The organism is Amycolatopsis thermalba (assembly GCF_003385215.1).
Classification (GTDB): domain Bacteria; phylum Actinomycetota; class Actinomycetes; order Mycobacteriales; family Pseudonocardiaceae; genus Amycolatopsis_E; species Amycolatopsis_E thermalba.
This window is the reverse complement of record NZ_PQHW01000025.1, coordinates 1-14,603: the sequence shown is the minus strand read 5'-3', so window position 1 is coordinate 14,603 and position 14,603 is coordinate 1. Positions and strand designations below refer to the sequence as shown.

Here is a 14,603-nt window from a genome sequence, read left to right as displayed (position 1 = left end):
GGCGAGCTCGGCGCGAGCGTTGCCTCCGGCTGGCCGGTCGGGGCTTCCGGCGGCGGCTCCCGCGGAACCCATCAGCTCGTCAGCAGGTGCTGTCCCGGGCCGAGGGCGTTTGCGCCCACCTCGCGGAGCAGGGCCCACATCGTCGCCTGGTTGGCGGTCACCACGGGCTTGCCCAGCTCCTTCTCGAGCGGAGCGATGACCTCGTAGGTGGGCAACCCGGTGCAGCTCACGAACACCGCGTCGGCCGTGGGGGTGTCGCCCTCGCGGATCAGGTCGGTCACCTCGTCGGGCTGGACGTCGGGGACCTCGTCGGCCGTCAGGGCGAAACCGGTGATCCTGGTGATCTCGAAGCCGTGCGCCGTCAGATACGCGTGCAGGCGCCTGCCGACCGCGGGCGCGTACGGGTGCACGACCGCCAGACGTCGGGCACCGATGCTCCGCAGGGCATCGACGACCGCGCTGGACGTGGTCATCGCCCGGGGCGCGCCGAACGCCTCCATGGCCTCGCGCAGGGCGCGTTCGCCCGCGTCGCCGCCCACGAAACTGCACGCCGTGCAGGCGTAGGCGATCGCCGCCACGCCGGTGCCGCACAGGGCCCGGACCGGGGCGGTGAGGTACGCGGGGTCGGCCAGCGCGGACACCATCGTCAGGTTGTCGTCGGCCGGGGCCTCGGCGGTCCGGCGCACCTCCAGCCCGACCCCTTCGGGCAGCCAGCGGCGGATCTCGTCGTCCCGGGTGAAGTCGAACGACGCGACCACACCGACGCGCAAGGTGTCCATGACGCCGGATACCCGCGCGGCAACGCAAGAACCGTCAAGACCCTGGCTTCAACACATACGGAAACCCTGATCCACACTCCTCTCGACACGGCCTGGGCTGCCCTACGGGACCGGGGTGCGCTCCACGAACGCCTCGCCCCCCGGCTTCGTCATCGGCACACGCCTCGACGGCACCGCTCGGCTCGTCACCTCCTCCCCGGCACGCCGGCCGAGCTCACCGGTGCTTTGATGGAGCAAGGCACCGCCGTCATCAAGAACACGTTGGCGGCACCGGTCGGCCTGAGGGGACACCATGACAGCACTCGGTTACGCGCTCTTCGACACCGCGATCGGCCACTGCGGCATCGCCTGGGGCGAGCACGGTGTGACCGGCGTCCGCCTGCCCGACGGCGCCCCCGCGACCACGCGCGCCCACCTGCAGGCAGCCTTCCCCGAAGCCACCGAATCGACGCCCCCGGCGGAGATCCAGGCCGCGATCGACGAGATCACCGCCCTCCTGCGCGGCGAGCGCCGGGACCTCCTCGGGATCGTCCTCGACTACGAGGGCGTGCCGGAGTTCAACCGCCGCGTGTACGAGATCGCGCGGACCATCCTGCCCGGACGGACCCTCACCTACGGCGACATCGCCCACCGGCTCGGCATGCCGGGGTCGGCGCAGGCCGTCGGCCAGGCCCTGGGACACAACCCGTTCCCGATCGTCGTGCCGTGTCACCGGGTGCTGGCGGCCGGGCGCCGGATGGGTGGCTTCTCCGCACGCGGTGGCGTGGAGACCAAGCGGCAGATGCTCATCATCGAAGGCGCCGACGTCCAGCCGACTCTGTTCTGACGCGAGAGGGGGATCGCGCCCGACCGGGAGCCGGCGGCCGGCGTGGCGGCTGTTGTTCAGGAGGGCCTCCTCTGGGCAGGGTGCGGACGGACACGGGCTCTTCGCGTCGGAGGGAACAGGACGGGGCGACCCGAGCGGCGGCGCCCTCAACCGCTCGGTTGCCACGGGGCCAGCCACGGCCTGACCGGCCACCCCTCCACCGCGGCCATGAGTGGCACGGCCGTCGCGCCGTCGATGTGCTCCCGGAGGATGTCCGCGTGCCCGGCGTGCCGCGCTGTCTCCTGGATCAGGTGCAGCAGCACCCATCGCACCGGCCACGCGTCGGCGTCGTCCGGGAACCACGGCACGCCCCGCGGCGCCGGCACCGGTTGCCCGAGATCCTCGATCCCGCCGACGATCTCCTCGGTCTCCCTGGCCACCGAGTCGTAGGCGGCCAGCACGCCGGACAGGCTCTCCCGCTCACCGAGCCGGAAGCCCGCCAAGGCATCCCGGCCCGCGGACGCCGGAATTTCCCGTCGCCGCAACGGTTTCTCCCGGTGCAGCACCGCGGCCATCCATCTCTGCTCGGTGCTCGTCACGTGCTTGATCAACCCGCCGACGCTCAACGCGCTCCGCGTGGGCGTCAGCCGCGCCTGCTCGTCGCTCAGACCGTGCGCCGCCAGCCGCAGGACATGGCGCTGCTGCGCGAGAAAGGTGAGCAGGCCGTCGCGCTCGTCGGCCACCGGACGGACATTCCCAGCCATGACAACAGTTCCTTCCAGGAGGGTCATGGGGGAATGATGGCATCCGGGTCCGACAGTTTCCGGCCTCAGAACTCCCCTTCACGCCAGCAGTTCGTGATGGGCAGCCGTCGATCTCGCCCGAAAGCCTTAAAAGTTGTCTTCGTACCGATCGGGTACTGGCGGCGTTTGTACTCCGCACGGTCGACCATCCGGATCACCCGATCGATCGTTTCCGGCGAAAACCCGGCCTCCACCAACGAACCGTAACCCCGATCGCCTTCGACGTAGTCGTCGAGGATGGCGTCCAGCAACCCGTAGTCCGGCAGGGAATCCGTGTCCAGCTGACCCGGTCGCAGCTCGGCCGACGGCGGCTTCGCGATCGAGTTCTCCGGGATCGGCGGCACCTCACCCCGCTTCTCGGCCGAGGCGTTGCGCCACCGCGCCAGCGCCCACACGTGTGTCTTGAACACGTCCTTGAGCGGCGCGAAACCGCCCACCGCGTCCCCGTACATCGTCGAGTACCCGACCGCCAGCTCGGTCTTGTTCCCGGTCGCCAGCACCAGATGACCCTCCTGATTGGACAGTGACATCAGGAGCATGCCGCGCACCCGCGCCTGGATGTTCTCCTCCGCCAGGCCGGACAACCCCAGCCGGTCCACGTAGATCCGCACCATGTCCTCGACCGGTTCCACCCGGAAGTGGCACCCCAGCCGCCGTGCCAGCTCCGCCGCGTCGTCCCGCGAATGCCCCGACGAGTACCGCGACGGCATCGACACCCCGTGCACCGAATCCGCCCCCAGCGCATCCACCGCCAGCGCCGCCGTCGCCGCCGAGTCGATCCCGCCGGAGAGCCCCAGCACCACCGAGCGGAACCCGTTCTTGTGCACGTAGTCCCGCAGCCCGACGACCAGCGCCGACCACACCTCCGCCTCGTCGGACAACGGCTTGCTCACCGCCGCGGCCAAGGGTTCGTACGCCGGCACCGGATCCGCGGACAGCACCCGCCGCCGCACCTCGAGCCCCTCGTACGTCCCCGGCGCACACCCCACCGCGTCCACGAAGAGATCCACCACCAGCAGGTGCTCCACGAACTGCGGCGCCCGCGCGAGCACCGACCCGTCCGCGCCGACCACGAACGAGTCGCCGTCGAACACCAGGTCGTCCTGCCCGCCGACCTGGTTCGAGTAGACCAGGGGCGCACCGGCCTCCGTGGCCCGCCGCGCGACCAGCGGCAGCCGGATGTCGTCCTTCGATCGCTCGTACGGCGACGCGTTCGGCGACACCACCACGCCGACCCCGGCCGCTCCGAGCGCGGACACCGGCCCGCCCTCCTGCCAGAGGTCCTCGCAGATCACCATGCCGATGTCGACGCCGTGGAACCGCAGCACGTCCAGCGTCCGCCCCGCCTCGAACCACCGCTGCTCGTCGAACACGCCGTAGTTGGGCAGGTGGTGCTTGAACTGCCGCGCGACGACCTCGCCCCGCCACAGGGCCGCCGCCGCGTTGCGCGGGCCGACGGCGTCCACGTCGAGGTAGCCCACGTACACGAGCAGCTCGCCACAACCCGCGTCAGCCAGCGAAGCAGCCAACGCCCGCAACGCAGCGCGCGACGCCTCCGCGAACGTCCCCCGCAACGCGAGATCCTCGACCGGGTACCCGGTCAGCGACATCTCGGGGAACACCACGACGTGCGCCCCCGCCTCGGCGGCCTTGCGGGTCCACGTCACGGTCTGCGCCGCGTTGCCCGTGAGGTCGCCGACGGTCGGGTTCACTTGGGCCAGCGCGATCCGGAGCATGACCCCATTGTCGGTCACACCCCGGCGGACGGCTCAGTTCTTCTTGCGCCGCAACAGGCTGCGCACCTGCCGCAGCGTCTCCTCGAACCCCGCGTCGAACGGCGCGTCGTGCACCAGGTACGTCCACGTCGAGCTGGCCCGCCGCACGCCCGAGGCCGCCAGGTCGATGCCGTCCGCGCTGATCTCCGCCTCCGCGAGCGTCTCGGCGGACCGCTCCTGGATCCTCGGCACGATCTTGCGGAACTCCGGGATCGCGATGCGGTGGAACTCGTCCAGCGGCGTCTCCCGCGCCAGCGCGCGCAGGTGGATGCTCTCCCGCACGTCGGTCAGGAACGCGAGGTGGTCCGACCACAGCTGGTCCAGGTGGTACAGCATGATCTCGCGGCACACCTGCTTCGCCGTCTCCTCGCCGGCCTTCTCGACCAGCTCGTCGTACCGCTTCTCGCCCTCCAGCGCCTCCGCGGCCGCGTCGGTGCGCAGCAGCTTGTCGCGGTACTCCAGCAGTTCGCGCCGCTGGTGCTCGATCAGCCGCGTGTAGCGCCAGGTGTTGCGGTGGATCTCCAGGTCGACGCCCTCGGCGACGCGCTGCGCGTGGTCGATGTGGCGCTTGGCCGCCGGGTCGGTGATCTCGCCCGAGTCGTCCGCGTCGATGCCATCGGGCACGTCCGGCGCGTTCGAGGTGACCAGCTCGTCGTTCAGGCTCGCGAAGAACACCGCGCTGCCCGGGTCGCCCTGACGGCCCGACCGGCCACGCAGCTGACCGTCGAGGCGGCTCGACGGGTACCGCGCGGTGCCGATGACGTGCAGACCGCCCAGCTCGGCGACGCGTTCGCGGTCCTTGCCGTCCGCGCCGCCCAGCCGGATGTCGGTGCCGCGGCCGGCCATCTGGGTGGACACGGTGATCGCGCCGTACTTGCCGGCTTCGGCGATGATCGCGGCTTCCTCGGCGTCGTTGCGCGCGTTGAGCACCACGCACGGCAGGTCGGCCTTCGCCAGTTTCTCGGCCAGCTCCTCCGATTCGGCGACGTCCTGGGTGCCGACCAGGATCGGCCGCCCGGTCTCGTGCACCTCGCGGATCTCCGTCACGATCGCCCGCAGCTTGTGCGACGGCGAGGCGAAGATCCGGTCGTCGAGGTCCTCGCGGATGTTCGGCTTGTTCGGCGGGATGACCGCCACCTCGAGCCGGTAGAACTCACGCAGCTGCTCGGCGACCGCGACCGCGGTGCCGGTCATGCCGGCGACCTGCGGGTACCGGGCGATGAGGGCCTGCACGGTGATCGAGTCCAGGATCTCGCCGCGGTCGGTGGGCGCGACCTGCTCCTTCGCCTCGACCGCGGCCTGCAGGCCGTCCGGCCAGCGCTGCAGCTCGGCGACCCGGCCGCGGGAGGCGTTGATCAGCTCGACCTTGCCGTCGCGCACCAGGTAGTCGACGTCGCGGGTGAGCAGCGCGTGCGCGTGCAGGGCGACGTTGACCGCCGCGAGCCGCTCGGAGCCGGACTCGCTGTAGAGGTCGACGCCGCCGAGGGCCTTCTCCACGACCGACGCGCCGGCCGTGGTCAGCCACGCGTTGCGGCCGTCGGTGTCGGTCTCGTAGTGCAGGCCCAGCCGCAGCCGCCGGACCACGTTGGCGACTTCGGTGTCGGCGATCGCCTGGTCGACCGAACCGGCCATCACCAGCGGGACCCGCGCCTCGTCGACGAGCACCGAGTCGGCCTCGTCGACGATCGCGACCTCCGGGTCGGGCTGGACGACGTCCTCGGCGCGCGTGACGAGCCGGTCGCGCAGCATGTCGAACCCGATCTCGCTGACCGCGCCGTAGGTGACCTCGGCGTCGTACGCCGTGCGCCGCTCCTCGCGGGTGAGGCTGCCGTCGACCCAGCCGACGGTGACGCCGAGCAGGTCGTACACCGGTTTCATCCACTCGCCGTCGCGGCGCGCCAGGTAGTCGTTGACGGAGATGACGTGCACGCGCTTGCCCTGCAGCGCGTACCCCGCCGCGGCCAGCGCGCCGGCCAGCGTCTTGCCCTCACCGGTCTGCATCTGCACCACGTGCCCGGACAGCAGGCCCATCGTGCCGAGCAGCTGCACGTCGAACGCGCGCTCGTCCAGCGCCCGCCGCGCGGCTTCCCGGCCGAGGGCGCACAGCTCCACCAGCTGCGGGTCGCCGAGCTCGGCCTCCAGGCGGAGCTTGCCCGCGCGCTCGGTCAGCTCGGTGTCGCTCAACGCCTCCAGCTCGGGTTCGAGCGCCTCGATGTCCGGCAGCAGTGCCTCGTACTTGGTCAGCTCGACGCTGCCCGGCCGCTCGATGAGCTTGCGAAGCCGCTTGCCCATTCGGCTGATCAGTGCTGGCACCCGTGGTCTCCTGTCCTTCTCGCGCGCAACCCACCAGCCAACGAGGTGGCGGTGCACCTGTGTTCCCACTCAGGATGGCACGATCACGACGTGCGCCTCCTTCAGCGAGCCAGGTTGTCCTCCGTACGCGCCGCCGTCCTCGGCGCCTGCCTGCTGGTGCCGGTCGCGGCCTGCACCTCGCCGGAGCCGTCGCCTGCTCCGGCGCCGACGGTGACCACCGAGTCGGCGGGGCCGGCCGGCGTGGTGCCCGCGGGGCTGGACAGGTTCTACGCACAGCCGTTGACCTGGGGCGACTGCGAACCTTACGCGACTTCCGACGACATCCGATCCGCTTTCGGCAGGACTGGCCTCCAGTGCGCCCGGCTGACGGTGCCGCTGGACTACGGCAAACCGGACGGCGACACGATCACGATCGGCGTGCTCCGGCACAAGGCGACCGGAAACCGCATCGGCTCGCTCGTGATCAACCCGGGCGGCCCGGGCGCGTCCGGCATGTACGCGGCCGCGGGGCTCTCGTCCCAGGTCGCGAACACCGACATCGGCAAGCGCTTCGACCTCGTCGGCTTCGACCCGCGCGGGATCGGCGCCAGCGAGCCCGACGTCACCTGCCTGACCGACGCCGAGCGGGCCGAGCAGCGCGCCGAGGACCTGGAGGCCGACGGCTCGCCGGCCGGCGTGGCCCGCCAGGACGCCGAGTCGAAGGAGTTCGCCGACAAGTGCGCCGAGCGCACCCAGTTCGGCACCGCGATGCTGGCGAACCTGGGCACCCGCGACGTCGTCAAGGACATGGACGTCCTGCGGTCCGCGCTCGGCGAGGAGAAGCTGACCTACCTCGGCTACTCCTACGGCACCCGGATCGGCTACACCTACGCCGAGGCGTTCCCGCGGAACGTGCGGGCGATGGTGCTCGACGGCGCGCTGGACCCGAGCCAGGACGAGGTCGAGTCGCTGGTCGCGCAGGGCCAGGGCTTCGGCGTGGCGTTCAACGACTTCGCCAGGTGGTGCGCCGCCCGCCGCGACTGCGCGCTCGGGACGAACCCGGCGGCCGCCACGCAGGCGTTCCAGAACCTGGTGCGGCCGTTGATCGACAACCCGGTGCGCCTGCGCGACGGCCGGGTCCTCAGCTACGACGACGCCACCCTGGGCGCGATCCAGGCGCTGTACTCGCAGCAGCTGTGGACGGTGCTGAACGCCGGGCTCAACGAGCTGAAGAGCGGCCAGGGCACCACGCTGATGGCACTGGCCGACCAGTACAACGAGCGCGACAGCAGCGGCCGCTACGCCAACACGCAGGACGCCTTCACCGCGATCCGCTGCGTCGACGACCCGCCGGTGACCGATCGCCGCGAGATCCTCGAGGCGGAGAACCGCTACGACCAGGTGGCGCCCTTCCTCGACGACGGCAGGCCGAACGGCGCGGCGCTGGACCCGTGCGCGTACTGGCCGGTGCCCAACACCTCGCAGCCGCACGAGCCGAACGTCGCCGGCGTGCCGCCGGTCCTGGTGATCTCGACCACCAACGATCCGGCCACTCCCTACCAGGCGGGGGTGAACCTCGCGAAGGCGATGAAGGGCGCGCTGCTGACGTTCGAGGGCACCCAGCACACCGTCTTCCTGCAGGGAATCTCGTGCGTGGACGACATCGGCAGCGACTACCTGATCAACGGGACGCTCCCGGCGGAGGGCACGCGCTGTACCTCTCAGTGACCGGACTGGCACGATGTGGGAGATGCGTTTCTCCCGCTGCCGGACGCTGATCACCGCGGGCCTGCTGGCCGGCGCGCTGACCGCGTGCACCCCGCAGGCCACCGCACCGCCGCCGTCACCCTCCCCGGTGGCGGACACCCACGCGCTGGACCGCTTCTACGACCAGAAGCTCGCGTGGGGCGACTGTGCCGCGTACGCGACGGGGCAGCCGAGCCAGGACGCGTTCCGCACGCCGGGCGTCGAGTGCGCCCGGCTGACCGTGCCGCTGGACTACGCCAACCCCCGCGGCGAGACGATCACCATCGGCGTGCTGCGGCACAAGGCGCTCGACCCGGCCAACCGGATCGGCTCGCTCGTGATGAACCCGGGCGGGCCGGGCGGGTCCGGCATGGAGGCGGCCGCGCGGCTGGTGCCGACGGTGTCCAACAACGCCATCGGCCTGCGGTTCGACTTCGTCGGCTTCGACCCGCGCGGCGTGGGCGCCAGCCGTCCGCGCGTGCAATGCCTGACCGACGCCGAACGCGACGCCGAGCGGGCGAGCAACCCGGGCACGTCGGAGGCCGCGTGGAGCGGACAGGCACACGACTTCGCGGCGAAGTGCGCCCAGCGCACCGAGCACGGCACCGCGATGCTGGCCAACATGGGCACCCGGGACGTGGTCAAGGACCTCGACGTCCTGCGCGCCGCGCTGGGTGACGCGAAGCTGAGCTACCTCGGCTACTCCTACGGCACCCAGATCGGCTACAGCTACGCCGAGGCTTTCCCGGAGCGGGTCCGCGCGCTGCTGCTGGACGGCGCGATCGACCCGGCCGAGAACGACCCGGATTCGCTGGTCGCGCAGGGCGCCGGGTTCGCCCGCGCGTTCGGGCAGTTCGCGGTCGAGTGCGCCCGGCACGACGGCTGCGCGCTGGGCCGCGACCCGGCGAAGGCGGCGGCGGAGTTCCAGAACCTGGTGCAGCCGCTGGTCGCCGCCCCGGCGAAGGCCGGCGACGGCAGGCTGCTGTCGTACCGGGACGCGATCACCGGCGTGGTCGAGGCGATGTACTCGAGCCACTCGTGGCCGTTCCTCGACACCGGCCTCGGGCTGCTGCGGCGCGGTGACGGCTCGGTCCTGCTCCGGCTCGCCGACGGCTACTACGAGCGCGCCGCGGACGGGAAGTACTCGTCGCTGCAGGACGCCTACTACGCGGTGCGCTGCGTGGACAACCCGCGCGCGAGCGACCCTGCGGTGTCCCGGCAGCGGATGACCGACGCCGCGCCGTTCCTCGGCTGGGGCCGTCCCGACCAGGGCGAACTCGACGTGTGCGCGTCCTGGCCGGTGCCGAGCACGTCCCAGCCGCACCGGCCGACGGTCACCTCCGCCGCGCCACCACTGGTCATCTCGACGACCAACGACCCGGTCACCCCGTACCAGGCGGGCGTCAACCTCGCGAACGTCTTCCACGGCGGCCTGCTCACCGTCGACGACACCCAGCACACCGCGTTCCTGCACGGCAACATGTGCGTGGACGTGGCCGGCCTGGACTACCTCGTCGACAACAGCCAGCCGGCCCCGGGCACCCGCTGCCAGGCCTAACCGCCGGTCGTGGTCCCCACCGGGACGTTCTGGTCGGACAGCGCCAGCTCCAGCTGGATCGCGCCCTCGTTCGGCTGCCGCGGCGGCACCTGGATCCACACGCGCACCAGGTTGCGCGGCTCGGCCTTGGTGACCCAGAACTTGATGTCCACGTCCGCCTGGATGCCGGGGATGACGCCGGAGATGACGTCCCGTGCCAGCTCACCGGTGACCCGGTAGGCCTCCACGCCGAGGACGTCCTCCTTGGTCTCCGTCTTCAGCGCCGTCGCGTCGGACATCAGCCTGGGCAGCCCGCGCTCGGGATCCAGCAGCGTCATCGGGTTGTAGTCGGCCGGCACCGGGACCTGCCGCTGCTGCCCCTTGGTGTCGGTGAGGAACAGCGTCTCGCCGACGAGCACGTAGTCCAGCTCGAACCGGTCGGCCGAGGCCTGCACGTCCGCCTGCCCGATCGCGGTGCCGTGCGGCCCGCCGTCCTTGCTGGCCTGCCCCTTGACCTCGCGGATGTCCAGGCCGGGGATGGTCGAGCTGACGCTGAAGTCGAAGCGCACGCTGCGGATCCCGTTCAGGCTCGTCTCCGCGGCGTCCACGAGCGCGCGCCCGTCGGGGAGCGGTTCCTCGGGAGCGGCCGAGCAGGCGCTGGACAGTGCCAGGACCAGGGCCAGGGTGACACCGGCGGTGCGTCGGCGGAGCATGCGTCCAACGGTAGCGATCAGCGGCGGGCGAAGGTGCGGCGGTATGCCAGCGGTGCGACGCCGATCGCCGCGTTGAGGTGCTGCCGCAGCGAAGCCGCGGTGCCCAGCCCGGACTCGGCCGCGACCCGCTCGACGGGCAGGTCGGTGGTCTCGAGCAGGTGACGGGCGTGCAGCACGCGCTGCTGGTTCAGCCAGACCCGCGGCGACTGCCCGGTCTCGGCGCGGAAGCGGCGGCTGAAGGTGCGCACGCTCATGCCCGCGTGCTTCGCGAGCGCAGCCAGGTCGAGCGGTTCGCTGAGCCGTTCCAGCGCCCACGCGCGCGTCGCGGCGGTGCTGCCGTCGCCGCCGGGCAGCGGTTGCTCGATGAACTGCGACTGCCCGCCGTCCCGCCAGGGCGCCACCACGCAATACCGGGCGACGTGGTTGGCGACCGCGCTGCCGTGGTCGGACCGCACGAGGTGCAGGCACAGGTCCAGCCCGGCGGCGAGCCCGGCCGAGGTCAGGATGTCGCCGTCGTCCACGAACAACACGTTCTCGTCCAGGTCGACCCGCGGGTAGAGGTGCCGGAAGCGGGCCGCGTGCGCCCAGTGCGTGGTCGCGCGGCGCCCGTCGAGCAGGCCGGCGGCGCCCAGCACGAACGCGCCGGTGCAGATCGAGACCAGCCGCGCCGACGACGGGATCCGGGCCAGCGCCGCGGCCAGTTCGGGCGGCAGGACGCCCTCCTGACGCGGCCCGTGCACGCGCGTGCCGGGGATGATGACGGTGTCGGCGTCGTCGAGGGCCTCCGGACCGTGGCCGAGGTGCGCGTCGTAGCCGTGGCTGACCCGCACCGGCCGGTCGTCGACCCCGCAAACCCGCACGTCGTAGAGCTGTTCGCCGTCCTGGCGCGCGGTGCCGAAGACGAGCGGCGCGATGTTCAGGTCGTACCCGACCACCTCGGATACCGCGAGGACCACCACCCGGTGCATGGCCGGATTCTTGCACATATTGGCGCTCCGGCCACTCGACCGAGTGATCCAGATCGGCGAGGCTGTGCCGGTGACAAGAACGAAGTCGCGCATCCACCCGGCCTGGTTCGTCGCCTTCGCGGCCTTCGTCGCGCTGGTCGGCGCGGCCGGCTTCCGCGCCACCCCCGGTGTGCTGATCGACCCGCTGCACGAGGAGTTCGGCTGGTCGACGGCCACCATCTCGGCCGCCGTGTCGATCAACCTGATGCTCTACGGCCTGACCGCGCCGTTCGCCGCGGCGCTGATGGAGCGGCTCGGCATGCGCAAGGTGGTGACCGGCGCGCTGGTCCTGGTCGCCGCGGGCAGCGGGCTGACGGTGTTCATGACCGCGAGCTGGCAGCTGCTCCTGTGCTGGGGCGTGCTGGTCGGGCTGGGCACCGGGTCGATGGCGCTGGCGTTCGTCGCGACCGTGACCTCGCGCTGGTTCGTCCGCCACCGCGGGCTGGTCAGCGGCATCCTGACCGCGGCTGGCGCGGCCGGGCAGCTGGTGTTCCTGCCCCTGCTCGCCGCGATCGCCACGAACGACGGCTGGCGCACCGCGTCCCTGGTGGTCTCCTTCGCCGCGCTGGCGGTCGTCCCGATCATCCTGATCTTCCTGCGCGACCACCCGAGCGAGATCGGCCTGACCGCGTACGGCGCGACCGAGGCCGAGGAGCTGCCGCCGTCGACGGGAGCGGCCCGGCGCGCGCTGCAGGTGCTGGGACAGGCCGCGAAGACGCGCACCTTCTGGCTGCTCGCCGGCGGGTTCGCGATCTGCGGGGCGTCCACCAACGGCCTGATCCAGACCCACTTCGTGCCCGCGGCGCACGAGCACGGGATGCCGCCGACCACCGCGGCCTCGCTGCTCGCGCTGGTCGGCATCTTCGACGTGGTCGGCACGATCGCGTCCGGCTGGCTGACCGACCGGGTCAACCCGCGGATCCTGCTCGGCGTGTACTACTTCCTGCGCGGCGCGTCGCTCATCGTGCTGCCGCACCTGTTCGCCCCCACCACCGAGCCGCCGATGTGGGCGTTCATCATCTTCTACGGCCTGGACTGGGTGGCCACGGTGCCGCCGACGGTGGCGCTGGCGCGCGAGCAGTTCGGCCTGAGCGGTCCGATCGTGTTCGGCTGGGTGTTCGCCTCCCACCAGGTCGGCGCCGCGATCGCCGCGACGGGCGCCGGGCTCATCCACGACCGCGCCGGAAGCTACGACCTCGCGTGGTACATCTCGGGTGGGCTGTGCGCACTGGCCACGGTGATGTCGCTGCTCATTCCCTCCGTCAGGGCAACACGGGAACCACGAAACACGCCGTTAACACACCATGCGTAGGGTGCGGCCATGGATCGCCAGCAGGAGTTCGTGCTGCGCACGCTGGAAGAACGTGACATCCGATTCGTTCGTCTGTGGTTCACCGACGTCCTCGGTTTCCTGAAGTCGGTGGCGGTCGCCCCGGCCGAGCTCGAGGGCGCCTTCAGCGACGGGATCGGGTTCGACGGGTCGGCCATCGAAGGCTTCGCGCGCGTCTACGAATCGGACATGGTCGCGAAGCCCGACCCGTCGACGTTCCAGGTGCTGCCCTGGGAGACCCCGGAGGGCGGGCACTACTCGGCGCGGATGTTCTGCGACATCGCGATGCCCGACGGGTCGCCGTCCTGGGCCGACCCGCGGCACGTGCTGCGGCGTCAGCTGTCCAAGGCCGGCGAGGCCGGGTTCACCTGCTACGTGCACCCGGAGATCGAGTTCTTCCTGCTCTCGTCGCTGCCCTCGGACGGCAGCGAGCCCGAGCCGGCGGACAACGGCGGGTACTTCGACCAGGCCAGCCACGCCACCGCGACGCACTTCCGCCGCCACGCCATCGAGGCGCTGGAGGCGATGGGCATCTCGGTCGAGTTCAGCCACCACGAGGGCGCGCCCGGGCAGCAGGAGATCGACCTGCGCTACGCCGACGCGCTGACCATGGCCGACAACGTCATGACGTTCCGGTACGTGGTGAAGGAGGTCGCGCTGACCCAGGGGGTGCGCGCGACGTTCATGCCCAAGCCGTTCACCGAGCAGCCCGGTTCGGGCATGCACACGCACGTGTCGTTGTTCGAGGGTGACCGCAACGCGTTCCACAACCCCGAAGACCCGTACGAGTTGTCCGAGACGGGCAAGGCGTTCGTGGCCGGCCTGTTGCACCACGCGCGGGAGATCTCCGCGGTGACCAACCAGTGGGTGAACTCGTACAAGCGGCTGATCAGCGGGGGAGAGGCGCCGACCACGGTGTCGTGGGGCCGGGCGAACCGGTCCGCGCTGGTGCGGGTGCCGAACTACTCGCCGGGCAAGGCGTCGTCGCGGCGGGTCGAGATCCGCACGATCGACTCGGCCTGCAACCCCTACCTGGCGTACTCGGTCGTGATCGCCGCCGGGCTGAAGGGGATCGAGAAGGGGTACGAGCTGCCGCCGGCGGCCGAGGACAACATCTGGTCGATGAGCGACGCCGAGCGCCGCGCGGCCGGGTACGACCAGCTGCCGCAGAACCTCGGCGAGGCGCTGGCCGAGATGGAGAAGTCCGAGCTGCTGCCCGACGCGCTCGGCGAGCACGTCTACGACTTCTTCCTCCGGAACAAGCGCGCGGAGTGGGACGCCTACCGCCGGTCGGTGACCCCGTACGAGCTCAAGACCCTGCTACCTGTGCTCTGACCAGGGGAAATCGGCTTAAGGGACCCCCCTGTTTCAGGGGGGTTCCGGGGCATGTAATCTTCTCTTCGTCGCCAGGGAGACCGGGACGACGGGGCCGGAAAGCCCCGGCGGACGGGCCAGGGTCGGGCGGTGTTGACACCGCGAACCGAACCGGGTAAAGTTCTTGGTCGGCCCGCGGGTGGGTCGCCAACCACTACTACTAAACCAGTAGGGTTGCTGACGCCCTCCGCGACAACCAGAAAAGCTTTGCAGAAGCAGCAGCTTCGTGTTGTTTGAGAACTCAACAGTGTATTGGTGAGCTAAAGCCAGTTGATTAGCTAGAACCCTTTGTGGGTTCCTTTGAGGCTATGAATTATAGCCGGATCGATTTTCTAGCATTGTTGGAGAGTTTGATCCTGGCTCAGGACGAACGCTGGCGGCGTGCTTAACACATGCAAGTCGAACGCTGAAGCATCTTCGGGTGTGGATGAGTGGCGAACGG

Annotated in this window: 11 protein-coding genes and 1 rRNA gene; 6 read left to right on the top strand and 6 right to left on the bottom strand. The window is 71.0% G+C overall.

Annotation, left to right across the window (positions count from 1 at the left end; genetic code table 11):
* Positions 1-71 precede the first annotated feature (71 nt).
* Complete coding sequence (locus D0D15_RS12975) at positions 72-779, bottom strand: maleate cis-trans isomerase family protein (protein ID WP_094006752.1); 708 nt, start codon at positions 777-779, stop codon at positions 72-74.
* A gap of 292 nt (positions 780-1,071) precedes the next feature.
* Here D0D15_RS12975 and D0D15_RS12970 point away from each other — a divergent pair, with 292 nt between their 5' ends.
* Complete coding sequence (locus D0D15_RS12970) at positions 1,072-1,605, top strand: methylated-DNA--[protein]-cysteine S-methyltransferase (RefSeq protein WP_094006750.1); 534 nt, start codon at positions 1,072-1,074, stop codon at positions 1,603-1,605.
* 146 nt (positions 1,606-1,751) lie between these two features.
* On the opposite strand, the gene D0D15_RS12965 is transcribed toward D0D15_RS12970, so the two are convergent.
* The 3 genes from D0D15_RS12965 to secA2 form a co-directional block, all read right to left on the bottom strand.
* Positions 1,752-2,348 carry a DinB family protein gene (locus tag D0D15_RS12965; RefSeq protein ID WP_094006749.1) on the bottom strand — a complete coding sequence of 199 codons (597 nt, stop codon included), beginning with the start codon at positions 2,346-2,348 and terminating at the stop codon, positions 1,752-1,754.
* A gap of 65 nt (positions 2,349-2,413) precedes the next feature.
* Positions 2,414-4,123: an NAD+ synthase gene (locus D0D15_RS12960; RefSeq protein ID WP_094006748.1), complete on the bottom strand. Its 1,710-nt coding sequence runs from the start codon at positions 4,121-4,123 to the stop codon at positions 2,414-2,416.
* Between the two features lie 33 nt (positions 4,124-4,156).
* The gene (gene secA2 / locus D0D15_RS12955) at positions 4,157-6,475 is read right to left on the bottom strand and encodes an accessory Sec system translocase SecA2 (protein WP_094006747.1); all 2,319 of its coding nucleotides are present in this window, start codon (positions 6,473-6,475) and stop codon (positions 4,157-4,159) included.
* Between the two features lie 114 nt (positions 6,476-6,589).
* On the opposite strand from secA2, the gene D0D15_RS12950 reads away from it, so the two are divergent.
* Complete coding sequence (locus D0D15_RS12950) at positions 6,590-8,182, top strand: alpha/beta hydrolase (protein WP_244214951.1); 1,593 nt, start codon at positions 6,590-6,592, stop codon at positions 8,180-8,182.
* A 22-nt stretch (positions 8,183-8,204) separates the two neighbouring features.
* A complete protein-coding gene (locus tag D0D15_RS12945) occupies positions 8,205-9,758 on the top strand; it encodes an alpha/beta hydrolase (protein ID WP_094006746.1) in 1,554 nt (517 codons plus the stop codon).
* Here D0D15_RS12945 and D0D15_RS12940 read toward each other — a convergent pair.
* Entirely contained in the window at positions 9,755-10,450 is a 696-nt protein-coding gene (locus D0D15_RS12940; RefSeq protein WP_094006745.1) for an LppX_LprAFG lipoprotein, read from the bottom strand. The two genes, D0D15_RS12945 and D0D15_RS12940, sit on opposite strands and share 4 nt — an antisense overlap.
* A gap of 17 nt (positions 10,451-10,467) precedes the next feature.
* Complete coding sequence (locus D0D15_RS12935; RefSeq protein ID WP_094006785.1) at positions 10,468-11,418, bottom strand: GlxA family transcriptional regulator; 951 nt, start codon at positions 11,416-11,418, stop codon at positions 10,468-10,470.
* On the opposite strand from D0D15_RS12935, the gene D0D15_RS12930 reads away from it, so the two are divergent.
* The 3 genes from D0D15_RS12930 to D0D15_RS12920 all read left to right on the top strand — a co-directional run.
* Positions 11,417-12,769: an MFS transporter gene (locus D0D15_RS12930; RefSeq protein ID WP_233157368.1), complete on the top strand. Its 1,353-nt coding sequence runs from the start codon at positions 11,417-11,419 to the stop codon at positions 12,767-12,769. The two genes, D0D15_RS12935 and D0D15_RS12930, sit on opposite strands and share 2 nt — an antisense overlap.
* A 9-nt stretch (positions 12,770-12,778) precedes the next feature.
* A complete protein-coding gene (gene glnA / locus D0D15_RS12925) occupies positions 12,779-14,122 on the top strand; it encodes a type I glutamate--ammonia ligase (RefSeq protein WP_017987056.1) in 1,344 nt (447 codons plus the stop codon).
* Between the two features lie 377 nt (positions 14,123-14,499).
* Positions 14,500-14,603: ribosomal RNA gene (locus D0D15_RS12920) — 16S ribosomal RNA — on the top strand; the annotation flags it as partial.